Origin of the sequence: Mesobacillus foraminis (assembly GCF_004340465.1) — a bacterium.
Taxonomy (GTDB): domain Bacteria; phylum Bacillota; class Bacilli; order Bacillales; family Cytobacillaceae; genus Mesobacillus_B; species Mesobacillus_B foraminis.
Map to the genome: position 1 here is coordinate 71,929 of NZ_SLVV01000004.1, position 19,746 is coordinate 91,674.

Annotated in this window: 16 protein-coding genes; 10 read left to right on the forward strand and 6 right to left on the reverse strand. The window is 42.8% G+C overall.

Translation table 11 applies throughout. The features are described 5' to 3' along the window. Positions 1–36 precede the first annotated feature (36 nt). Entirely contained in the window at positions 37–450 is a 414-nt protein-coding gene (locus EV146_RS07220) for a CoA-binding protein (RefSeq protein WP_132003969.1), read from the forward strand. Between the two features lie 267 nt (positions 451–717). Further along, positions 718–3,042 (forward strand): RNA polymerase recycling motor HelD, encoded by a 2,325-nt coding sequence (gene helD, locus EV146_RS07225; protein WP_132003972.1) that lies wholly within the window; start codon positions 718–720, stop codon positions 3,040–3,042. 54 nt (positions 3,043–3,096) lie between these two features. Here the strand turns inward: helD and EV146_RS07230 are convergent, their stop codons facing one another. Continuing rightward, positions 3,097–4,515 (reverse strand): S8 family peptidase, encoded by a 1,419-nt coding sequence (locus tag EV146_RS07230; protein ID WP_132003975.1) that lies wholly within the window; start codon positions 4,513–4,515, stop codon positions 3,097–3,099. 358 nt (positions 4,516–4,873) lie between these two features. Here EV146_RS07230 and parE point away from each other — a divergent pair, with 358 nt between their 5' ends. The 6 genes from parE to EV146_RS28100 all read left to right on the forward strand — a co-directional run bounded on the left by parE (position 4,874) and on the right by EV146_RS28100 (position 12,705). Beyond that, entirely contained in the window at positions 4,874–6,853 is a 1,980-nt protein-coding gene (parE, locus tag EV146_RS07235) for a DNA topoisomerase IV subunit B (protein WP_132003978.1), read from the forward strand. Next, a complete protein-coding gene (gene parC, locus EV146_RS07240) occupies positions 6,850–9,309 on the forward strand; it encodes a DNA topoisomerase IV subunit A (protein ID WP_132003981.1) in 2,460 nt (819 codons plus the stop codon). The genes parE and parC overlap by 4 nt, the downstream gene beginning before the upstream one ends. Before the next feature lie 240 nt (positions 9,310–9,549). Next, entirely contained in the window at positions 9,550–10,986 is a 1,437-nt protein-coding gene (locus tag EV146_RS07245; protein ID WP_121612958.1) for an alanine/glycine:cation symporter family protein, read from the forward strand. Between the two features lie 99 nt (positions 10,987–11,085). After that, positions 11,086–11,850 carry a hypothetical protein gene (locus tag EV146_RS07250; protein WP_132003984.1) on the forward strand — a complete coding sequence of 255 codons (765 nt, stop codon included), beginning with the start codon at positions 11,086–11,088 and terminating at the stop codon, positions 11,848–11,850. Between the two features lie 77 nt (positions 11,851–11,927). Beyond that, a complete protein-coding gene (locus tag EV146_RS07255) occupies positions 11,928–12,419 on the forward strand; it encodes a staygreen family protein (protein WP_121614039.1) in 492 nt (163 codons plus the stop codon). Positions 12,420–12,480: 61 nt separating this feature from the next. Further along, entirely contained in the window at positions 12,481–12,705 is a 225-nt protein-coding gene (locus tag EV146_RS28100; RefSeq protein WP_132003987.1) for a hypothetical protein, read from the forward strand. A gap of 1,100 nt (positions 12,706–13,805) precedes the next feature. On the opposite strand, the gene EV146_RS07265 is transcribed toward EV146_RS28100, so the two are convergent. Then, a complete protein-coding gene (locus EV146_RS07265; protein ID WP_132003990.1) occupies positions 13,806–14,504 on the reverse strand; it encodes a vanadium-dependent haloperoxidase in 699 nt (232 codons plus the stop codon). A gap of 171 nt (positions 14,505–14,675) precedes the next feature. On the opposite strand from EV146_RS07265, the gene EV146_RS07270 reads away from it, so the two are divergent. Then, positions 14,676–14,840 (forward strand): CsbD family protein, encoded by a 165-nt coding sequence (locus EV146_RS07270; RefSeq protein WP_121612954.1) that lies wholly within the window; start codon positions 14,676–14,678, stop codon positions 14,838–14,840. Between the two features lie 238 nt (positions 14,841–15,078). Here the strand turns inward: EV146_RS07270 and EV146_RS07275 are convergent, their stop codons facing one another. The 3 genes from EV146_RS07275 to proC are packed head-to-tail and all read right to left on the reverse strand — an operon-like array spanning position 15,079 to position 18,374. Beyond that, positions 15,079–16,341, reverse strand: coding sequence for a glutamate-5-semialdehyde dehydrogenase (locus EV146_RS07275; protein WP_132003993.1), 1,263 nt, complete (start codon positions 16,339–16,341; stop codon positions 15,079–15,081). A gap of 19 nt (positions 16,342–16,360) precedes the next feature. Next, a complete protein-coding gene (proB, locus tag EV146_RS07280) occupies positions 16,361–17,482 on the reverse strand; it encodes a glutamate 5-kinase (RefSeq protein ID WP_132003996.1) in 1,122 nt (373 codons plus the stop codon). 37 nt (positions 17,483–17,519) lie between these two features. Continuing rightward, positions 17,520–18,374 (reverse strand): pyrroline-5-carboxylate reductase, encoded by an 855-nt coding sequence (gene proC, locus EV146_RS07285; protein WP_132003999.1) that lies wholly within the window; start codon positions 18,372–18,374, stop codon positions 17,520–17,522. Between the two features lie 293 nt (positions 18,375–18,667). On the opposite strand from proC, the gene EV146_RS28105 reads away from it, so the two are divergent. Next, positions 18,668–18,796, forward strand: a complete 129-nt coding sequence (locus tag EV146_RS28105; RefSeq protein WP_258235986.1) for a hypothetical protein — start codon at positions 18,668–18,670, stop codon at positions 18,794–18,796. 50 nt (positions 18,797–18,846) lie between these two features. On the opposite strand, the gene EV146_RS07290 is transcribed toward EV146_RS28105, so the two are convergent. Further along, positions 18,847–19,743, reverse strand: coding sequence for a deoxyribonuclease IV (locus tag EV146_RS07290; RefSeq protein WP_241993843.1), 897 nt, complete (start codon positions 19,741–19,743; stop codon positions 18,847–18,849). Positions 19,744–19,746: the final 3 nt, after the last annotated feature.

The following is a 19,746-nucleotide window of genomic DNA, read 5'->3' on the forward strand; positions in this document are numbered from 1 at the left end:
ATTAAGAAGTAAATACTCTTAGGGAGTGTGATGAAGATGTCAATGACCTATCCAAGCCGTGATGAGATCGGCAAAATTCTAAAAAAATCTAAGCGAATTGCAGTAGTTGGACTGAGTGAAAATCCAGAGCGGACTTCCCACATGGTTTCCAAAGCTATGCAGAATGCCGGGTATGAAATTATCCCTGTTAATCCGGGGGCCGATGAAATCTTAGGTGTTAAAGCGGTTAATTCTTTGAAGGAAATCGACGGCCATGTGGACATCGTCAATGTTTTCCGCCGATCAGAATATCTTCCTGAAGTTGCAAAAGAGTTCGCCGAAATTGATGCTGATGTTTTCTGGGCTCAGCTGGGGCTTGAAAATCAGGAGGCTTACGATTTTCTTAAAGAAAAAGGCTATACTGTCATTATGGACCGCTGCATTAAAGTCGAGCATGCTCTAACTAGGTGAAACATCAATCATGCAGGACCGTTTGTGTTCTGCATGATTCTTTATGTAATATTAATCCATTGTTTGAGGAATACCGCATAATTTTGATTGTCTATTGGATATTTAGGCATAAAAAAAACACCTTGAACAGAATGGGGAGGTGTGATAAAGTGATTTATATTGTTTTTTATACATAAAAGCGATTTTAATATTAATAACCTATAATAACATTAACACAAATATTGGCGGGATGTCAAGTAATCTGTTGATTTTTTAAGGAGTGATTTGATGAGCAATGAAAAAGAGCTGCAAATGGAACAAAATCGAGTGGATTGGATTACTTCGGAAATTAGCAAGAAGGCTCAGCATCTAGAGAAGCATGCAGGGAAAATTGGTACTGAGGCTCTTGATATCCGCAAAACCTTCTGGGAAGATGTGACGGTGAACTTTGATGAGCCTGATGATCTTGCAGAGACTTATACGAGCATTAAGCAGCAGGCAGAGCTTTTATCCGAAAGGGAAAGAAGTCATTCCCAAATTGACAAGCAGCTGAAAACGCTCGGAAGACTGAAGAATTCTCCTTATTTTGGCCGGATTGATTTCACAGAGGAAGGGGAAGCGGCATCCGAAACGATCTACATTGGAATTGCTTCATTTATGGATGAGAAGGACGAAGAATTTCTCATTTATGATTGGAGAGCACCCATTTCCAGTCTATATTACGATTTTGCGCCTGGTCCAGCACAATACGAAACCAGCCTTGAGAAGGTCACCGGGGTAATGGATTTAAAGAGGCAGTTCGTCATCAGGGAAGCCACGATTAAATCCATGTTTGATACAGGAGTTACAATTGGGGATGAAATGCTGCAGGAGGTTCTGGGCAATAATGCGGATACCCAGATGAAAAGCATTGTTGCCACTATCCAAAAGGAGCAGAACCAAATCATCCGGAATGAACAAAGCAAACTTTTAATCGTTAAGGGTGTTGCCGGGAGCGGAAAGACTTCTGCGGCCATGCAACGAATCGCTTATCTGCTCTACCGGTACCGAAATATTATTAAGTCCGAAAATATCATGCTGTTTTCACCTAATCCAATGTTCAATAGCTATGTAGCAACAGTCCTGCCTGAGCTTGGGGAAGAGAATATGCAGCAGGCAACTTTTCAGGAATATCTTCACTCCCGTATAGGAAAAAGGTTTGATCTGGAAGATATTTTTAGCCAGATGGAGTATTTACTTGCCAAAAGGGAGGATCCGGACTATCCTGCTCGTATAAAAAGCATTCGCTATAAATCAGGGCTGGACTTCAAAGAACTGATTGATTCCTATGCGAAAAGGCTCTCTGTGGAAGGACTTATTTTCAAGGATATCAAGTTCCGGAAAAGAATACTTTTCAGCAAGGAAGTGCTCCATGATTATTTTTACTCTCTCGATCGCTCTTATTCCATTCCAAATCGCATCCAGATTATGAAGGATTGGCTTCGGAAAGAGCTAAAGCGGAAAGTAAAACAGGAACAGAAGGCTGAATGGGTGGAAGAGGAAATCCAGTTCCTTGATAAGGATGAGTATCTTGATGCATTTAAAGAGCTTCAGGATAAGAAGGAGTTCACTGAAAACAGCTTCGATGACTTTGACCGGGAGAAAAAAGTGCTGTCAAGAATGCTGGTCACCAAACGGTTCAAACCGGTTTTTAATGCAGTTAAGGGATTGAAATTCATTGATTTGAATGCTATTTACATGCAGCTGTTTTTAGTTCCGCCACAGGAACCACAGCTTCATGATACCTGGACTGATATCAGCCAATTAACAGTCCGGGTGATTCAGGAGCGCAAACTTTTCTATGAGGATGCCACCCCTTTCCTTTACCTTCAGGATTTGATCGAGGGTCGCAAATCCAGCACAGGCATACGCCATGTCTTTATTGATGAAGCACAGGATTATACGCCCTTTCAATTTGCCTTTATTCGCCAGCTTTTCCCCTACAGCAGGATGACACTTTTGGGAGACCTGAACCAGGCGGTCTATTCCGGACCTACTGGCTCTGAAACAGTCCTTGCGGAAGATGCGCTGGGATTTCAGGATAAAGAAACCATCCTGCTTTCACGGACGTATCGTTCTACAAGACAAATTGTTGAGTTTACCAGGCAGTTAATACAAGGAGGGGACAGGATTGAGCCTTTCAACCGCAATGGAGATAGACCCGTTGTCAGCATTCTGGGGAACCAGGACTCCCTGTCAATTGCAATCAATAAAGCTGTGAAGGAATTAAAACTGGCAGGACATAAAACAATCGCAGTCATCTGCCGCACGGAGGCTGAAAGCCGGCAGGCATTTGAATCCATTGAACCCGGTTTGGATGCACGACTGATTCAAAAGGGGACAATCGCCTACGAAAAAGGAATCAGCATTATCCCCGCTTATTTGGCGAAGGGAATTGAATTTGATGCCGTCATTATCTACGACGCTTCAGCCTATGGAGATGAAGGCGAACGCAAGCTTTTTTATACTGCGTGTACAAGAGCCATGCATGAACTGTATCTGTTTGCCAGTCAATCACCTGTCCCCTTGCTTGAAGGGGCAGATAATAGCACTTATATCCTTAACCGTGAATAACATAAAACAGGCTGGTCCTAGCTAAAGGGCCAGCCTGTTTTATGCGTTATCAATTTATTTTAGTATGCCCAGGCCCTCCCGGATTCTCCCTCTGACAGACTTGCTTTCTTGAGCGTCCTCCAAAGCCTGGTTTACATCGATGAGGCCATTGCCAAATTCAATGTCTTTGCCTTTTCTGCCAAGATCAATTGCCGATTTTTGAATGATGGACATCACCTCTTTATTGGAGAGGTCCGGATTAGCTGACTTTATTAAACCGGCCAGACCGGATACATGCGGAGCGGCCATGGAAGTTCCCGACAGCGCGGCATATTGCTTTTGGTAATAAGTGCTTGGAATATACACGCCAGGTGCGGCAATATCCACATAGTCGCCATAGTTTGAGAACGAGGCTCTCTTGCCGTCATAATCAATGGCTGATACACTTAGAACTTCAGGGTAGGCTGATGGAAAAGAAGGCTGATTAGAACTGTCATTTCCGGCCGCAGCGATCATGACGACATCCTTTTTAAATGCGTACCGAATTGCTTGTTTTAGAACATTGGATTCCTGATAATTCCCCAAGCTTAAATTAATGACATCTGCCCCGTGGTCAACGGCCCAGACGATTCCTTTTGCTATATCAAATGTGGTTCCATACCCTTTTGCCCCCATTGCTTTGACAGGCATAATCTGGTTATACCATGTTACTCCTGCAGTTCCCTCCCGATTATTTGTTTCAGAAGCTATGATTCCTGCTACGTGGGTTCCATGTCCGTTGTCATCATCAGGGTTGTCGCTGTCTTCAATGACATTATAGCCATCCACAAGTCTGTTCTCGAGATCCGGGTGGTCTAAATCCACTCCTGTATCCACTATCGCAATTTTAATATCCTCGGTTCCACGGGAGATCTCCCACCCCTGCTCCGTACCTATAGCAGGGAGGTTCCACTGGTACCTTTCCTGGTACAGCTGGTCATTGGGCATCGAAATATCGTTCTGCATTAAAATATAGTGAGGCTCAGCAAAGGATACGTTTGGGCGCCGATTAAAATAATCAAGCATCTCTCTTGTTTCTAGAGAAGATGATTTGAAAATATAGGTTGAATCTCTTTGTTTGAGTACTTTGCCATTAATATCGGCGGTGATTTGCTTTATCTCCTGCCTGGTTGGCTCTTTGGTGAAATCTACTGCAGCTTCATGGTCATAATAGTGGCTTGTCTCATGTTCGGTGTGGTGAAAGTGAGTGACTTCCGCCTGATTATCAAGCCTGTTTTTAAGCTTGTATCCTTGCTCGACATTGTTTATTTCCACCATGTGCGGTCGTTTTTCTCTGTTGCCTTCTAGTATACGTGGCTGCTGTTCAATATTCCGGACACGTGCTGAGGAATCATCACGTACATTCGTCTCATTTTGAAATAATAGCCCGGAGGCAAGTGTCAATAATAAAAGGGACACTGCAGTGAGTAAAATTATTCGATACCTTTTCTTCATGAATCGTGCACCTCCGAATTTAATACCTGTATCTTTATCTTGGTGTACATCTGTAAAAAATACCGAGGGAATCATTGGAACAATATTCATTTTCAGTACCCAAAAGTGCCCGGATTTATGACAATTTTTAATTGAATATCGGAATTCAATTTGCCAAATGTGCAGAAATCGATACAATATAGCTTATACGTCTATTGGAGATATGTTAAAATATAGTGAAGAACATTCGTTCTGTATTGTCCGATTTCCTTAATTTGAAAGGATTTCTAAAAAGGGCGGACAAATACTAACCAAAAACATTGACGGTAGAGAAACAAATGTCGATGTTTGCTTTGCTCGTAATGAAAGGGGTAGTTTTGTGGCTAGAAACCAGCAAGCTTTTGATTACAATGATGATGCCATCCAGGTATTGGAGGGCCTTGAGGCTGTACGGAAAAGACCTGGCATGTACATCGGGAGCACAGACAGCAGAGGACTCCATCATCTTGTCTATGAAATCGTCGACAACTCAGTCGATGAAGTTCTGGCAGGCTATGGGGACCATATCATTGTAAAAATACACAAGGATAATTCAATTACTGTTCAGGATAAAGGCCGCGGTATGCCGACTGGAATGCACAGGATGGGGAAACCGACACCCGAAATCATCCTTACTGTTCTCCACGCCGGTGGAAAGTTCGGCCAGGGCGGCTATAAAACAAGCGGAGGCCTGCATGGTGTTGGCGCCTCTGTCGTTAATGCCCTATCAGAGAAACTGGTAGTTACCATCAAGCGTGACGGCTTTGTATACGAACAGAGATTTGAAAACGGCGGGAAGCCTGTAACAACACTTGAAAAAATCGGGAAAACCAATCAGACTGGCACAACCATCCATTTTAAGCCGGATCCTGCCATTTTCTCCACTTTGACCTACAATTACGATACTTTATGTGAAAGGCTCCGTGAATCCGCCTTCCTGCTTAAAGGCCTAAAAATTGAAATAATTGATGAACGGCATGATGCCAGAGAGGTTTTCCATTATGAAACCGGCATCGAGGCATTTGTTGAATATTTAAACGAAGAGAAAGACACCCTTCATCCTGTTGTCAGCTTTGAAGGGGCAAACAGCGGCATTGAAGTGGAATTTGCGTTTCAGTTTAACGACGGGTATTCAGAGAACGTCCTCAGCTTTGTCAATAATGTCCGGACAAAGGATGGAGGAACCCATGAGGCAGGATCCAAAACGGCGATGACCAGGGCCTTTAACGAATATGCACGTAAGGTCGGACTCCTGAAGGAGAAAGATAAAAATCTCGATGGCGCCGATATACGGGAAGGCCTTGCTGCCATTATTTCGGTCCGCATCCCGGAGGAGCTGCTTCAGTTTGAAGGCCAGACCAAAGGGAAACTCGGAACCAGTGAAGCTCGCTCGGCTGTCGATTCAGTTATATCCGAGCATCTTGCCTATTTTCTTGAAGAGAATCCGGATTCCAGCTCTCTGCTTATAAAAAAAGCAATCAAAGCCTACCAGGCAAGAGAAGCGGCAAGGAAGGCAAGGGAAGACGCCCGGAGCGGGAAAAAGCGCAAACGCTCGGAAACGATGCTGTCCGGAAAACTGACTCCTGCACAAAGTAAGAACGCAGCAAAAAACGAGTTGTATCTTGTCGAAGGGGACTCTGCTGGAGGTTCAGCAAAGCAGGGACGTGACCGCAAGTTCCAGGCAGTCCTCCCTTTGCGGGGAAAGGTTATCAATACGGAAAAAGCCAAATTGCAGGATATTTTTAAGAACGAGGAAATTAATACGATCATCCATGCCATCGGTGCTGGTGTTGGGACAGACTTCAGTCTCGATGATGTAAATTACGACAAGATTGTGATCATGACCGATGCAGATACCGATGGAGCTCATATTCAGGTCCTGCTCCTGACCTTCTTTTATCGTTATATGAGGCCGCTTGTGGAAGCAGGCAAGGTTTTCATCGCCCTGCCACCCCTTTACAAGGTATCCCGCGGCACTGGCAAAAAAGAAGTAATTGAATATGCCTGGAATGACGACGAGCTCAAGGGGGCAATCCAGAAGGTTGGAAGGGGCTATATAATCCAGCGCTACAAAGGTCTCGGGGAAATGAATGCGGACCAGCTTTGGGAAACGACGATGAATCCTGAGACAAGGACACTGATTCGCGTTAAGATTGATGACGCAGCCCGCGCTGAACGAAGGGTAACGACCCTTATGGGGGATAAAGTCGAGCCCCGACGCAAATGGATTGAATCCAATGTGGCATTCACATTAGAAGAAGGCGATACAATTTTGGAAAATGAAAATATATCTGTTGCAGAGGAGGTTGCAGAAGGATGAGTTTTGTTGAAAAATTCCGTGACCTGCCCCTCGAGGAAGTACTGGGAGACCGATTCGGGCGCTACAGTAAATATATCATTCAGGAACGGGCCCTTCCTGATGCCCGCGACGGTTTAAAGCCGGTTCAGAGAAGAATTCTATATGCCATGCATGTCGAGGGAAACACTCATGATAAAGGCTTCAGAAAGTCTGCCAAAACAGTTGGTAATGTAATAGGCAATTACCATCCGCATGGTGACTCATCGGTTTATGAAGCCATGGTAAGGATGAGCCAGGAGTGGAAGGTTCGAAACCTGCTTATCGAAATGCATGGGAATAACGGGAGCATTGATGGAGATCCCCCGGCAGCCATGCGTTATACGGAAGCGAGAATCTCGGCGATCGCTTCCGAATTGTTAAGGGATATTGATAAAAAGACAGTAGAGTTTATTCCTAACTTTGATGACACGTCTAAAGAACCCACCGTTCTCCCATCCCGTTTTCCCAACCTCCTAGTTAATGGTTCAACGGGAATTTCTGCCGGATATGCTACAGATATTCCTCCACACTCTCTTGAAGAAGTCATAGAGGGTGTCTTTATGAGAATGGATAATCCTAATTGTACGGTTGAAGACCTGATGACGGTTGTCAAAGGGCCGGATTTTCCTACCGGAGGCATCATACAGGGTGTTGACGGCATCTTAAAAGCCTATAAAACGGGAAAGGGAAAGGTCATCGTCCGAGGGAAGACAGAAATAGAATCGCTCAGGGGCGGAAGACAGCAAATTGTCATTACTGAAATCCCGTTCGAAATGAATAAAGCCAATCTCGTAAAAAGAATCGATGAACTTCGCCTTGACCGAAAAGTGGAAGGAATATCGGAAGTAAGGGATGACACCGACCGCACCGGGCTGCGAATCGTGATAGAACTGAAAAAAGAGGCTGATGCCAATGGTGTCCTGAACTTTTTATTCAAAAACACAGACCTGCAGGTTCCCTACAATTTCAACATGGTGGCCATCCATAATAAACGGCCAAAATTGATGGGGCTGATCGAGCTTCTCGATGCCTATATTGGACATCAGAAGGAAGTTGTAACGAAGCGGTCGGAATATGATCTGCAAAAGGCACGCGAAAGACAGCATATTGTTGCCGGTTTAATTAAAGCCCTCTCCATTTTGGATGAGGTAATTGCCACTATCCGGGCTTCCAAGGACAAGCGTGATGCCAAACAGAATTTGATTAAGGAGTTTGATTTTACAGAGCCTCAGTCGGAAGCCATCGTTTCCTTGCAGCTATACAGGCTGACCAACACGGATGTTACTGCCCTGAGAGCGGAGGATGAAGAGCTTTCGAAAAAAATTGCCGAGCTAGTTTCCATATTGGAGAGCGAAAAGAAACTCAATTCGGTCATCAAGAAAGAACTTAAAGATGTTAAAAAGCGCTTTGCTGATGGACGGAGGACTAAGATTGAAGCAGAAATCGAAGAAATCAAAATTAATCTTGAAGTCCTGATTGCCAGTGAAGATGTGATCGTAACGGTAACGAAAGATGGATATATCAAACGGACCAGTCAGCGTTCCTATGCGGCTTCCAACGGCCTTGACTTTGCCATGAAGGACACGGACAGACTGCTGGCGCAAATGGACTTGAACACGAAAGATGTCCTCTTGTTGTTCACGAATAAAGGCAGCTACCTTTATCTTCCTGTTCACGAACTTCCCGACATCCGCTGGAAAGACCTTGGCCAGCATATTGCCAATATTGTTCCCATTGACCGGGCTGAACATATTATCAAAGCCATCCCTGTCAAAGATTTCGAACAGCCCGTATACCTTCTTTTCGTTACGAAAAATGGCATGGTGAAAAAGACTGAACTAAAGCAATACAAGGCACAGAGATACTCTAAAACGCTGACAGCCATCAATGTCAAAGGTGAAGACGAAGTCGTCGATATTCACCTGACCAATGGTTCCAATACGCTGTTTCTGGCAACCGAGCAAGGATACGCACTCTGGTTCAATGAAGAGGAAGTCAGTCCAATAGGGATCAGGGCGGCTGGAGTAAAAGGGATCAATTTAAAAGAAGAGGATATGGTGATTGGCGGAAAAATAGTTGAAAATCCAGCTGAGCAGGCGATCATTCTTGCAACACATCGGGGAGCGGTTAAAAAAATGAAGTTAGCCGAGTTTGAATTAAGCTCCCGCGCCAAGCGAGGACTTGTGATGCTGCGAGAATTAAAAGCAAACCCTCACAGAGTGGCAGGCATCGCAGTTGCCAGAAGTGGGGAGGAAGTCATACTCCAGACAGAGAAGCATCAAAGCATTTCTGTGAAGCCTGAGGCGCTCCGTTTTGCCGACCGTTATTCAAATGGCTCGTTTTTGCTGGATGAAAGTGATAGCGGGAGAATCACAGAGGTTTGGAAGGCAGATAACCCTAGTGGAACAGTTTTAAGCACAGAAACTAAAAAGAACTAGTCGCTGAAAAATAAACCCCTGTTGCGTGGGTAACAGGGGTTTATTTTTAAATATTATGGGTAAAGGTAAAATTGGCTTCAATTGAAGAACATAATACATAGATTGGAAAGTTTAAGATACCGATTTAACATAGGTGATAGGCGGAATATTAAAGTTTGGATTGTGCAACAGGCTATAATCTGATAAATTAAAATTATACCAAAATAATTTTAAAGAAAATATTTATAAAGGAGTCTTTTAATGGGGAATTTTTTGGAGTTATTGAATGAAGGTGTTAGTTATTTAAATAACATCATGTGGACTTATGTCCTTATCGCATTATTGATAATCGCAGGTTTGTATTTTTCATCTATTACTAAATTTGTACAGTTGCGTTACTTTGGTGAAATGTTTAGGGTTATCAGCGATAAAGCAACAGTCTCGGCTGATGGCAAAAGAGGTCTCTCTTCTTTCCAGGCATTCTGTATTTCCGCAGCTTCCCGCGTAGGAACAGGAAACCTTGCGGGTGTTGCGACAGCCATTGCCGCAGGTGGCCCCGGCGCTGTTTTCTGGATGTGGCTGATCGCTTTTATCGGGGCGGGATCCAGCTTTATTGAGAGCACTCTCGCTCAGATTTATAAGGTAAAAGATAAAGATGAGTTTCGCGGCGGTCCTGCCTACTATATGGAAAAGGGATTAAATAAGCGGTGGATGGGGATTCTCTTCGCAATCATCATTACGTTTTGCTTCGGCCTTGTTTTTAATTCTGTCCAGTCCAATACGATATCTCTTGCTCTTAATGGTGCATACGGAATGGATCGCTTCTGGATCGGAATCGTTCTTTCTGTGTTGACTGCTGCTGTCATTTTTGGCGGTGTAAAGCGCATAGCCAACGTTTCATCTGTCATTGTTCCAATTATGGCTGTACTTTATCTAATTCTGGCCTTCTACATTTTAATTATGAATATAAGTGAAGTGCCCGCAATGATTGGCCTTATATTAGAAAATGCTTTTGGCATTCGTGAAGCAGCCGGCGGAACTTTGGGTGCAGCCATGATGATGGGGATCAAACGAGGATTATTCTCCAATGAGGCCGGCATGGGTAGTGCACCGAATGCAGCTGCTACTGCTGCGGTTTCCCATCCTGTTAAACAGGGATTGATCCAGACTCTTGGTGTATTTGTCGATACGATCTTAATCTGTTCGGCAACAGCATTTATCATCATTCTCTCCGGCACTTATGCGAGCTCGGATCTCGACGGAATCCAGCTGACTCAAGCTGCTCTTTCAAGCCATGTGGGAGCATGGGCGCCATCCTTCATCTCTGTGGCGATTTTCCTTTTTGCTTTCTCATCAATTGTTGGAAATTACTACTATGGTGAAACCAATATTGAATTTATCAAGAAAAGCCGCCCTGCTTTATTTATTTACAGGATAGCGGTAATAGGAATGGTCCTTTTCGGTTCTGTAGTAGATTTAGCGGTTGTCTGGAATCTTGCCGATTTGTTTATGGGAATAATGGCCATCATCAATATAATCGCGATCACATTGCTTGCCAAAATTGCATTGGCTGCTCTAAAAGATTATCGGAACCAGCGTAAGGAAGGGAAGGACCCTGTTTTTTACGCAGACAGTATTCCAGGTCTGACAGGAATCGAATCCTGGGAGACGCGTAAGTCACAAAAGCCAAATTCATAAAAAGTCATTAGCCTTCCAAATAAATGGAAGGCTTTTTACTGCATATATTTCCCACCATTGGGCATGTTAGTAGCATATGGATTATTGAGGAGGATACCGATGAGAAAAGGAATAATTTTGCCGCTAACTGTATTGATTGCCTTATTGCTGCCTGCCATCTCTGGTGTCTACGTACTTGCACAAGCTGAGCCGCTGGAGACCATTTACAAAAAGGAAATAGATATAACGGGTGATGGTAAAAAGGATCTCATCGAAATGATTGGAGTGCCATTTGAAAAAGGCACACTGTTTTTAAAAGAAATCTATGTAACGGCAAAAACATCAGAAGGTAAAAATATAAAAATAGATTTCGAAGGGGGATATGAACCCAGCCTTCAAATCAAAGATCTTGACCATGATGGAGTGAAAGATTTATTTGTCGGTGTAGCCACCGGGGGAAGTGGAGGTCTTTCAAATTATTACTTATACTCATTAAAAGGTTCCAATTTGTCTGACTTGACAGTACCTGACCCCTTGACAATAAGCAGTACGTTTGAAAACAATTATAAAGCAACAATTAAACTAGATGACGTTGGCGAGAGCTATCAATTTAATCTTTCTAACCGAAAGAAGGAATATGACCGATTAGGTCTTTATCACAATGGAAAGTTAAATGAACCGGCCGAGCTTATGGTTTTTCCCTTTAGTACTTTAAAAGCCGTAAAGGTAAAGGGAAACAAGGCAGGGGTTAAAGGTGTTCAAAGGTTCAGTGGAGTTTCAAATGGAGACACAATTGGTTTTGTGGAATCTTCCTGGTATTTGGAAGATGGAAAGTGGAAGCTGATAAATACATCCGTACAAAAAACCCTGGAGAAGAAAAAGTAGGCAATGGGAACGGATTTGCCTTTTTAATCATAGGCTATGGTAAGTTAAGGAAACATCCTGAAAGGAGTATGCTTACCATGAGTGAATTTAATCCGGACAAATTATCAAAAAAATATTTACCTCCCGCCAATATGTTCGGACCTCTGGAAAAGAGAAGATATACGTTAACCCATTCCGATTACTCAGCTGAACTTTTCCTGACAATCGGAACAAGATATGATTTAGAAGCTGTAAATGAAAAACTGAGGGATGAAGTCCTGGCGGAATGGAAAACACGCGATGGAGAATACATTCTATTGGGAAAAGTCCATGTCAGCAATGGCGATTATGATAAAAACTTTTCGAGAATCCGTTATTTGATTTTTAAAAAGGAATTGCCGCTTGCCCTGACTGGAATCATTTATGGGGACAAGGATTTTTTTATCCACTATCCTTGGCTTCTAGACAGTCCCATCATTATTCATTTTGAATCCGTCTATCCAGAATATAATGACGTTTTATATTATGGTACACCCAGACAGTACCTTTCAGACGCTGCAATCAAGAAACTAACTAAAACACAGGCATAGCTTGTGTTTTTTGTATTCATATAAATCTTTCATTCATTACAAATTATTGTGGGAGCCCTTGATGATAAAGATAAACAAGAAACCAGGATGGGTGATGAAACAGCAAGCTTTTCAAGCTGGGGGGCAAACTATCTATGGGAAAGAAGAGCAGGATAATCATGCACCTGGGGTGAAAATCATCTCGCTGAAGTCACCCAATTTATATATAGATACATTGCAAGTGATTATTTTATTATGTCAGGTACGTCAATATTTGTACCAATTTGTGTGGGAATTGCAGCCATAATCAAGCAGCGCAGACCAGATGCAACACGACAGGAAATGGGCGGACGAAAATCCAAATGTATACGGAGCAGGCTATATGAATGGAGAAAAATCGATTCCAGAGTAAGGGTAGCGTAAATTCGGCAAAATAGTAGATATTGATAATAACATTATGTAAACAATGAAATGTTCAAAAAAATAAGATGTTCAGTAGCGGACTTTTAAGATTATAAAAAACTGTGTTTAATATAAGAGCAGATATTAGTAACGATAACTGTAGCAGTAAATTTATTTATGATTCAAACTAAATCAAATGTTTGAGAATCTTAGCTATTATAGAAACTCTAAGCAAAGATTATATCAGAGACGCAAAATTTTTATTTCGTCTCACTAACATGAGAATACTTAGGATATGAGACCACATAAATAAAGGTTTCTATGACTTCCGAGAATATATATTATGTAAACCTAGAAAAATTTTAAATTCTAAAGAACCAGCTTTATCCTCCCCAGGCTTCTGGAAACACTTTTAACCCTACCGCCAAACATCGCTCTATGATTATCTGTTTCTTCATCATCATACGTTATAATTCAGTATGATTGGCGCTTTTACTGGAGCCAAAATACTGATGCTTGCTAGAATTTATTTTTGCCGATGACATTCTATTTAAAATTACTAACACCAGCTGATTAGCATGATCTAGTTTAATCGTAACTGTTTTAATGTAACTCTAACAGCAATTTCAATTCAAACGAAAATCTTGTTGGCTAATTTGGTTATTGTTTCTGTGATCCTTGTAATTGTGTTTACATTAGTTTTAGCAATGATAAAAAAAGCCCCATCCAGGAGCCTTAATGTTCTTATAATACCTGGAACCTGTATGTTTACAGCGGTGAGAATGTTTGTTCTGATTTGCTGAAATCCGATACTTAGAAAAATTATACCTTTAAAAGCAATAGATTCAGTTACGTTAGCATATTTTTTCTTTGTCGCTATTTTATCAGCCTGTGCTTGAATGCGACACGTGTTATCTTGTTGCGTTACGGGAATATATGTTCGGAACATTATTTATTTTATGCAATGACTTTAATACAGATAAAAACACCGGGAATTGTATCTAATCATCCCCGGGATCTTAGCACTCGAACGACGATCTCCCCTATCTGTCTCCCCAGCACCACCCCTTCTTCATTGTCTGCATTAAAATGAACGCCAGCGTACAACCGGGACATCGTGCTTTGAGCAAGTAAAGACCGGATCCTGGGGGATTCCTGCGGGAAAAAGTAACTTAGGACCACTTCAGCACAGCCTGAGACACTCGCATGTGCTGACGGATAAGAAGGAAACAAAGGTGTGGCCAAAACGGCAGGAAGAATTAAGCCATACTGATTTGGCCGTGCCACATCCCACATATATTTCATATACCAAGTTACTACAAAAACATCATTCATCGCTGCATGGAAATAACCAAGGATTCTGGCTAATTGCGGTGACCCTATGCGGTATATATCTGCAAAACGAAGAATGATTGATGATATCTTGGTAATTAATTCACCTGTTCCCCAATACTTTGCAATCCTTATTTGCTCTGGTGTCAAAGTCGTCAGTGTGCGCTGAACGATTTGAAGCTCTCTTCCCCAATTAATCCCATAAGGATGTTTTATGAGCCAGTCGATAGGCCTGCCCCACGGATCAAGAAAACGGGTGGCCCCCCTTTTTATAAAAATCATCGGCCAATAACCAGCCTGCCAATGTCCAGGAGGCGGGATTTCTCCATTCTCATAGGGATGCTCAGACCATTTTCTATAAAATGTCCGCATTAAATCCCCCCCTTCTAGAATGTATCATTTTTCTTATATGAGGGTGATTGCATAAAAAGTACCTACTATTGATTTTCCCACAAGCAAAAACCTGTAACTTTAGCATGAATGTTTTGTCCTATCCGTCATCGGGTACATGTATAGTACACTTCAGGCAAGGAGGAATAAAACATGAGCAATCTATCTGACAAAGTGAAAAGTACAGTGAATAAAGTAAAAGGCGAGACGAAAGATCAGGTCGGTAACGCTAAAAATGACCCTAACCTTCAGGCTGAAGGAAAATTGGATAAATTAAAGGGCGAGGTACAAGAAGGAATCGGCAAACTTAAAGATTAATTTCTACCATGCCAGATTAGCAAAATACATCACTAAAGAAGTCCCTGAGCACGGTTCTCCTACCATGCTTAGGGACTTCTTATTTATAATTATAAAGCGAACGCATATTCCCGTCTGGGTGAAAACCTCACTAATCGATGCCTAAAAACCGCCCGGTATCTAGTTCTGTCGCTGTATTTCGAGATGCCCTGTAAAATAAATTACAGCACCCTGTTCATGGAGTGCTGTCTCTTTTCATTTATCTTACTTGCCCATTGCCCCGCATTTTAAATTTCACGGTTGTCAGTGCTGGCAGACCCATAGGCCCGCGGGCATGCAGCTTTTGGGTGGATATGCCGATCTCTGCCCCGAAGCCAAGGGCACCGCCATCTGTAAACCTTGTTGATGCGTTATGGTAAAGAGCGGAAGCATCCACAAGGTTCATGAACGTTTCAGCGTTCTCTTTATTTTCAGTGATGATGGCTTCAGAATGTTTAGTGCCATACTGATCAATATGATCAATCGCTTCCTCCATGTTCCCGACAGTTTTAACAGCGAGATCCAGACTTAAGTACTCGCTGCTCCAGTCCTCTTCTCCAGCCGGCAACGCGTTTGGGATGAGAGCAACAGCTGTCCTGTCGCCATGGACGGCAATCTGATGTTCGTTCAATGTATCGATGAGTAAGGATAAATGGCTGTTTAGCCATTCCTTGTGAACAATCACTGTTTCTGCTGCGTTACAGACAGCAGGTCTGTCTGTTTTTGCATTTACAAGGATCTTCATCGCTTTAACAGGGTCTGCATCTTTGTCAATATATATATGGCAATTGCCAACTCCTGTTTCAAGAACTGGCACTGTTGCATTTTGAACGACTGAATTAATTAACGAAGCTCCTCCCCGGGGTATCAGTACGTCAATATGTTCTTTCATCGTAAATAGCTGTTGCGTGGCTTCCCGGTCCGTGGTGGAAATGAACTGAACCGCATCCTCAGGTATCTTGGTGGAACTAAGTGCAGCATGGATCACTTCAACAATGGCCTTGTTCGAATGAATGGCCGAAGAACCCCCTTTTAAAATTATGGAGTTGCCAGATTTTAATGCCAGTCCGGTTGCATCCACTGTCACATTAGGGCGTGCTTCGTAAATCATGCCAATGACACCAAGTGGAACTGTCACCTTTTCTACCTGCAGACCATTGTCGAGTGCCCAGCTGGAGACAATCCTTCCAGTTGGGTCATTCAGTTTGGCAACGTCTCTAAGACCTTCTGCGAAATCCTGAATTCGTTCTTTCGTCAGCTTTAGGCGGTCCATAAAGGCAGCTTCATACCCTTTAGCGATCCCTGCCTGAAGGTCTGATTCATTGGCATTCAAAATGCTTTGGTATTCATTTTCGAGAGCTTCCGCCATGTCCATTAACGCTTCATCTTTCTCTTCCGACGTTAGCAGGCTTAATTGGCGGGCTGCTTTTTTTGCCTTTTTCGCCTGTTCCTCTACATTTACGTGTACCTTTGCTATTGCCATCCAATCCCTCCGATATAATTTAAATGGTTAGAGATAAAGAATAATCAAGATTACATACCAAGTCTTCCTTACAGACAACGGGTTTTTGTTTAACCGATTTACTAAAGTCCAGATCAACTAATTCCTCTGTGGAAAAATTAACAACACCAAGACCAATCTCATTCCCGATTGTATCAACAATCCTGATGACTGCCCCCTTCTCAAATTGACCATTAACACTGATAATCCCTGAAGGAAGCAGACTCTGCTGCTTTTCCAAGATCATTGCTTTTGCATCCTGATCAACCGTAATTTCACCCTCAGGGCCAGAATTAAAAGCAATCCACTTTTTTTTCTGGTCGAGGCTGGTTCCATTCGTTCCCCCATTGAAGTAAGTGCCTCTGGCCTGTTTATTAACGGCATCAGCTAATATATTTGGTACACCTGCTTTTCCTAAAAAAGTGGAAATCCCAGAGGCCATTGCAATTTTGACGGCCTCTATTTTTGATTTCATTCCGCCCGTTCCAACCGTACTCCCGGAACCACCAGCAGCTGCTTCAATTTCTGGTGTAATTTCAGTCACATTCTCAAGCAGCCGGGCATCCTGGTGCTTGTTAGGATCGGCATTATATAATCCATCTATATCAGAGAGGATCAGTAGCTGATCAGAATCCACCAGTCCTGCTACTTTTGCTGATAAGGTATCGTTATCGCCGAATTTCAACCGGTCTACCGTCACTGTATCATTTTCATTGACGATTGGAATGATTCCCCGTTCGAGTAAAACATTCAGTGTATTCCGGACATTTTTATACCGAACCTCGTTTGAAAAATCACTTCTTGTGATTAAAATTTGGGATGCGACATAGCCATGGGATAAAAATAGCTCTGAGTAGGCTTCCATTAATAATCCCTGGCCAATTGAGGCAGCTGCTTGTTTTTCTGGTAAAGTATCCGGGCGATCAAGACATCCGAGTTTCCGGTAGCCTGCCGCCACAGCACCCGAAGAAACAAGGACGACTTCATGGCCGGCATCCTTTAACATAACAATTTCATCTGTAAGCTTTTCAAGCTTTCGTCTGCTTATTTCTCCATGTCTGCTTGTGATCGAGCTGCTGCCGATCTTAATGACGATTCTCTGTAGCCTGGTGTCTGGGGCCATTCTATCACTCCTGATTTAGTTTATCTGTCCGTTTCTTTTACACAGTTTGCAGTTTGCTGCTTTGCCCTTTTTCAAGGTCGGAACTGATCTCTCTCGATCTTTTGGCTGCACTCAGAACGGCCGCCGCAATAGCCTTTCCCCCGCCATTGCGGCTTAAAGCATCTAACCCTGCAGCTGTCGTCCCATTGGGAGAAGTGACATTCTCTCTTAAGACTCCAGGATCTTCATATTGCTCCATAATCATTCGTGCCGCTCCCAGGACTGTCTGCGCAATAATTTCCCTGGTTGTTTCCATATCAAGGCTGCCTTCCACCCCTGCCTGCTCCATATGCTCCATTAAATAATAGAAATAGGCTGGTCCGCTACCTGCCAGGCCAGTGAAAATATCCATTTGATCCTCTGTGATCATAAAGACTTTACCAATACACTCAAGCAGCTCTTTTGCAAGTTTGGTGTTATTTTGTGTGGTGTGAGTTCCAGGGGACATCGCTGTTGCGGATTCTCCTATCATGCTGGATGTGTTAGGCATGACACGGATCACTTGCTGTCCTGAGGGCAGATGGTTTTCCATAAATGAGGTAGAGATTCCGGCTAAAACGGATAGAATAAGGTGATCTTGATTTAACTCATGTTTCAGTGATGTTAATACATTCTCAGCATCCTTAGGCTTCATTGCAAGAATGATTAAGTCCATTTCATCAAAAGGGATGTCATTTCTGTGGAGTCCTTTTATTCCATATTTGCGTTTAAGCTCATCCAGTCGCTGACTGTTGCTTTTGTTGGTTACAATTACCTGACTGGGCGAAATTAATCCACTGTCGACAATGCCTGCGATCATGGCTTCGGCCATCGATCCGGCACCTAGAAAAGCAATTTTTTTCGTCTTTAACATCTCAACACTCCCGTAACTGTTCGTATTTTTGTTCTGTTTTTACCGTTTTTATACTAACATGCTCATAAATAGAATCAAGGGGATCTGGGAAAGTCATAAGCATAAGGGCCATAAAGTAAGTGTAAGCGTTGACATTTGGCGGTGAATGCAACTGAAGCTCTCTCAAGAAGAAATAGCAGGGCTCAGGGCAAAATATGGGAATAAACTCTATTGTCTGAAAGTTTGTCCCTATCTGTTCTTTCATCATAAATTTTTGGGACAAGGAACATACTAATCACCCGGAGGTGAAAAGCATGAATGAAAAAGAAGAAAGTTTCCCGAATGTAAGCCTGGGCGGTAAGATAAATAAACAAAAAGGAGAAACAGACTCGGGTCACCTGCGATATGGGCAAAATGGAAAAAAAGATAAAAGCCGTAAATAAAGCGAAAAAGGCAGACTATCCTGCCTTTTTCGCTCTTTTAAAAATTAATATTACCTTCCCCATGTTTCAAGGATCTTGTCAATTTCCTCCTTATGGGAGATGCCTTCATCATCTGGAGTTTCCAGAATGAAAGGAACATCTTTAAATAATGGCGATGTGACCAGTGAATCGAGCTCCTTATGTTGAATGAAACCATTAGAAAAGATGTTTGCATGCCGATCCTTTTTAGAACCAGTTGGATATTTTGAGTTATTAAGATGAACCACCTTTAAATGTTCCCAATAGCCTAGCTCCTCGCCCTTCGCTATTAATGCATCCGTATTGGTGCCGTCCCACAGTCCGCTTGCAAAAGCGTGGCAGGTATCAAAACAAAATCCGATTTTTCCCGGATCGTCACACAGACTCCGTATTTGTATCAATTCTTCAAAAGTTGTGCCTAAAGCCCCTTTTGTTCCTGCATTATTTTCCAATAAAATCAAGCACTCTCCGTTCCATTGGCTCAGGACGGCATTTAACATTTTCAGCATTAAGTGATAGCTGGCCAGCGGATCTGTCTTGCTGATCTGGCTACCATAATGGACAACCACCCCAATCGATCCGCAGTCATTGGCGATTTCCAAATCATTCAGCAGTGAACGAATGGTCATCTCAGCCTTCTCCTCAGGGGGTGTTAGGCTTGTTGAGTATGGCGTGTGTGCAACCGATTGAATCTGATGCTTTTTACAGAATTTTTTGCAGCTGGCAGCATCCTCCTTATCATAGTTCTTTATGGATAGGCTTCTCGGGTTCTTTGGAAAGTATTGAAAAGCGGATGCATGGTTGGCAACCGCTCGCTGTGCACTCCCTAAATATCCATTTCTGATACTTACATGGCTTCCAACGATCATGCAGATTCCCCGTCCGTTTCTACTATTTATCATAATGTTTGCAGGAGGCAGGATTTTCATTCC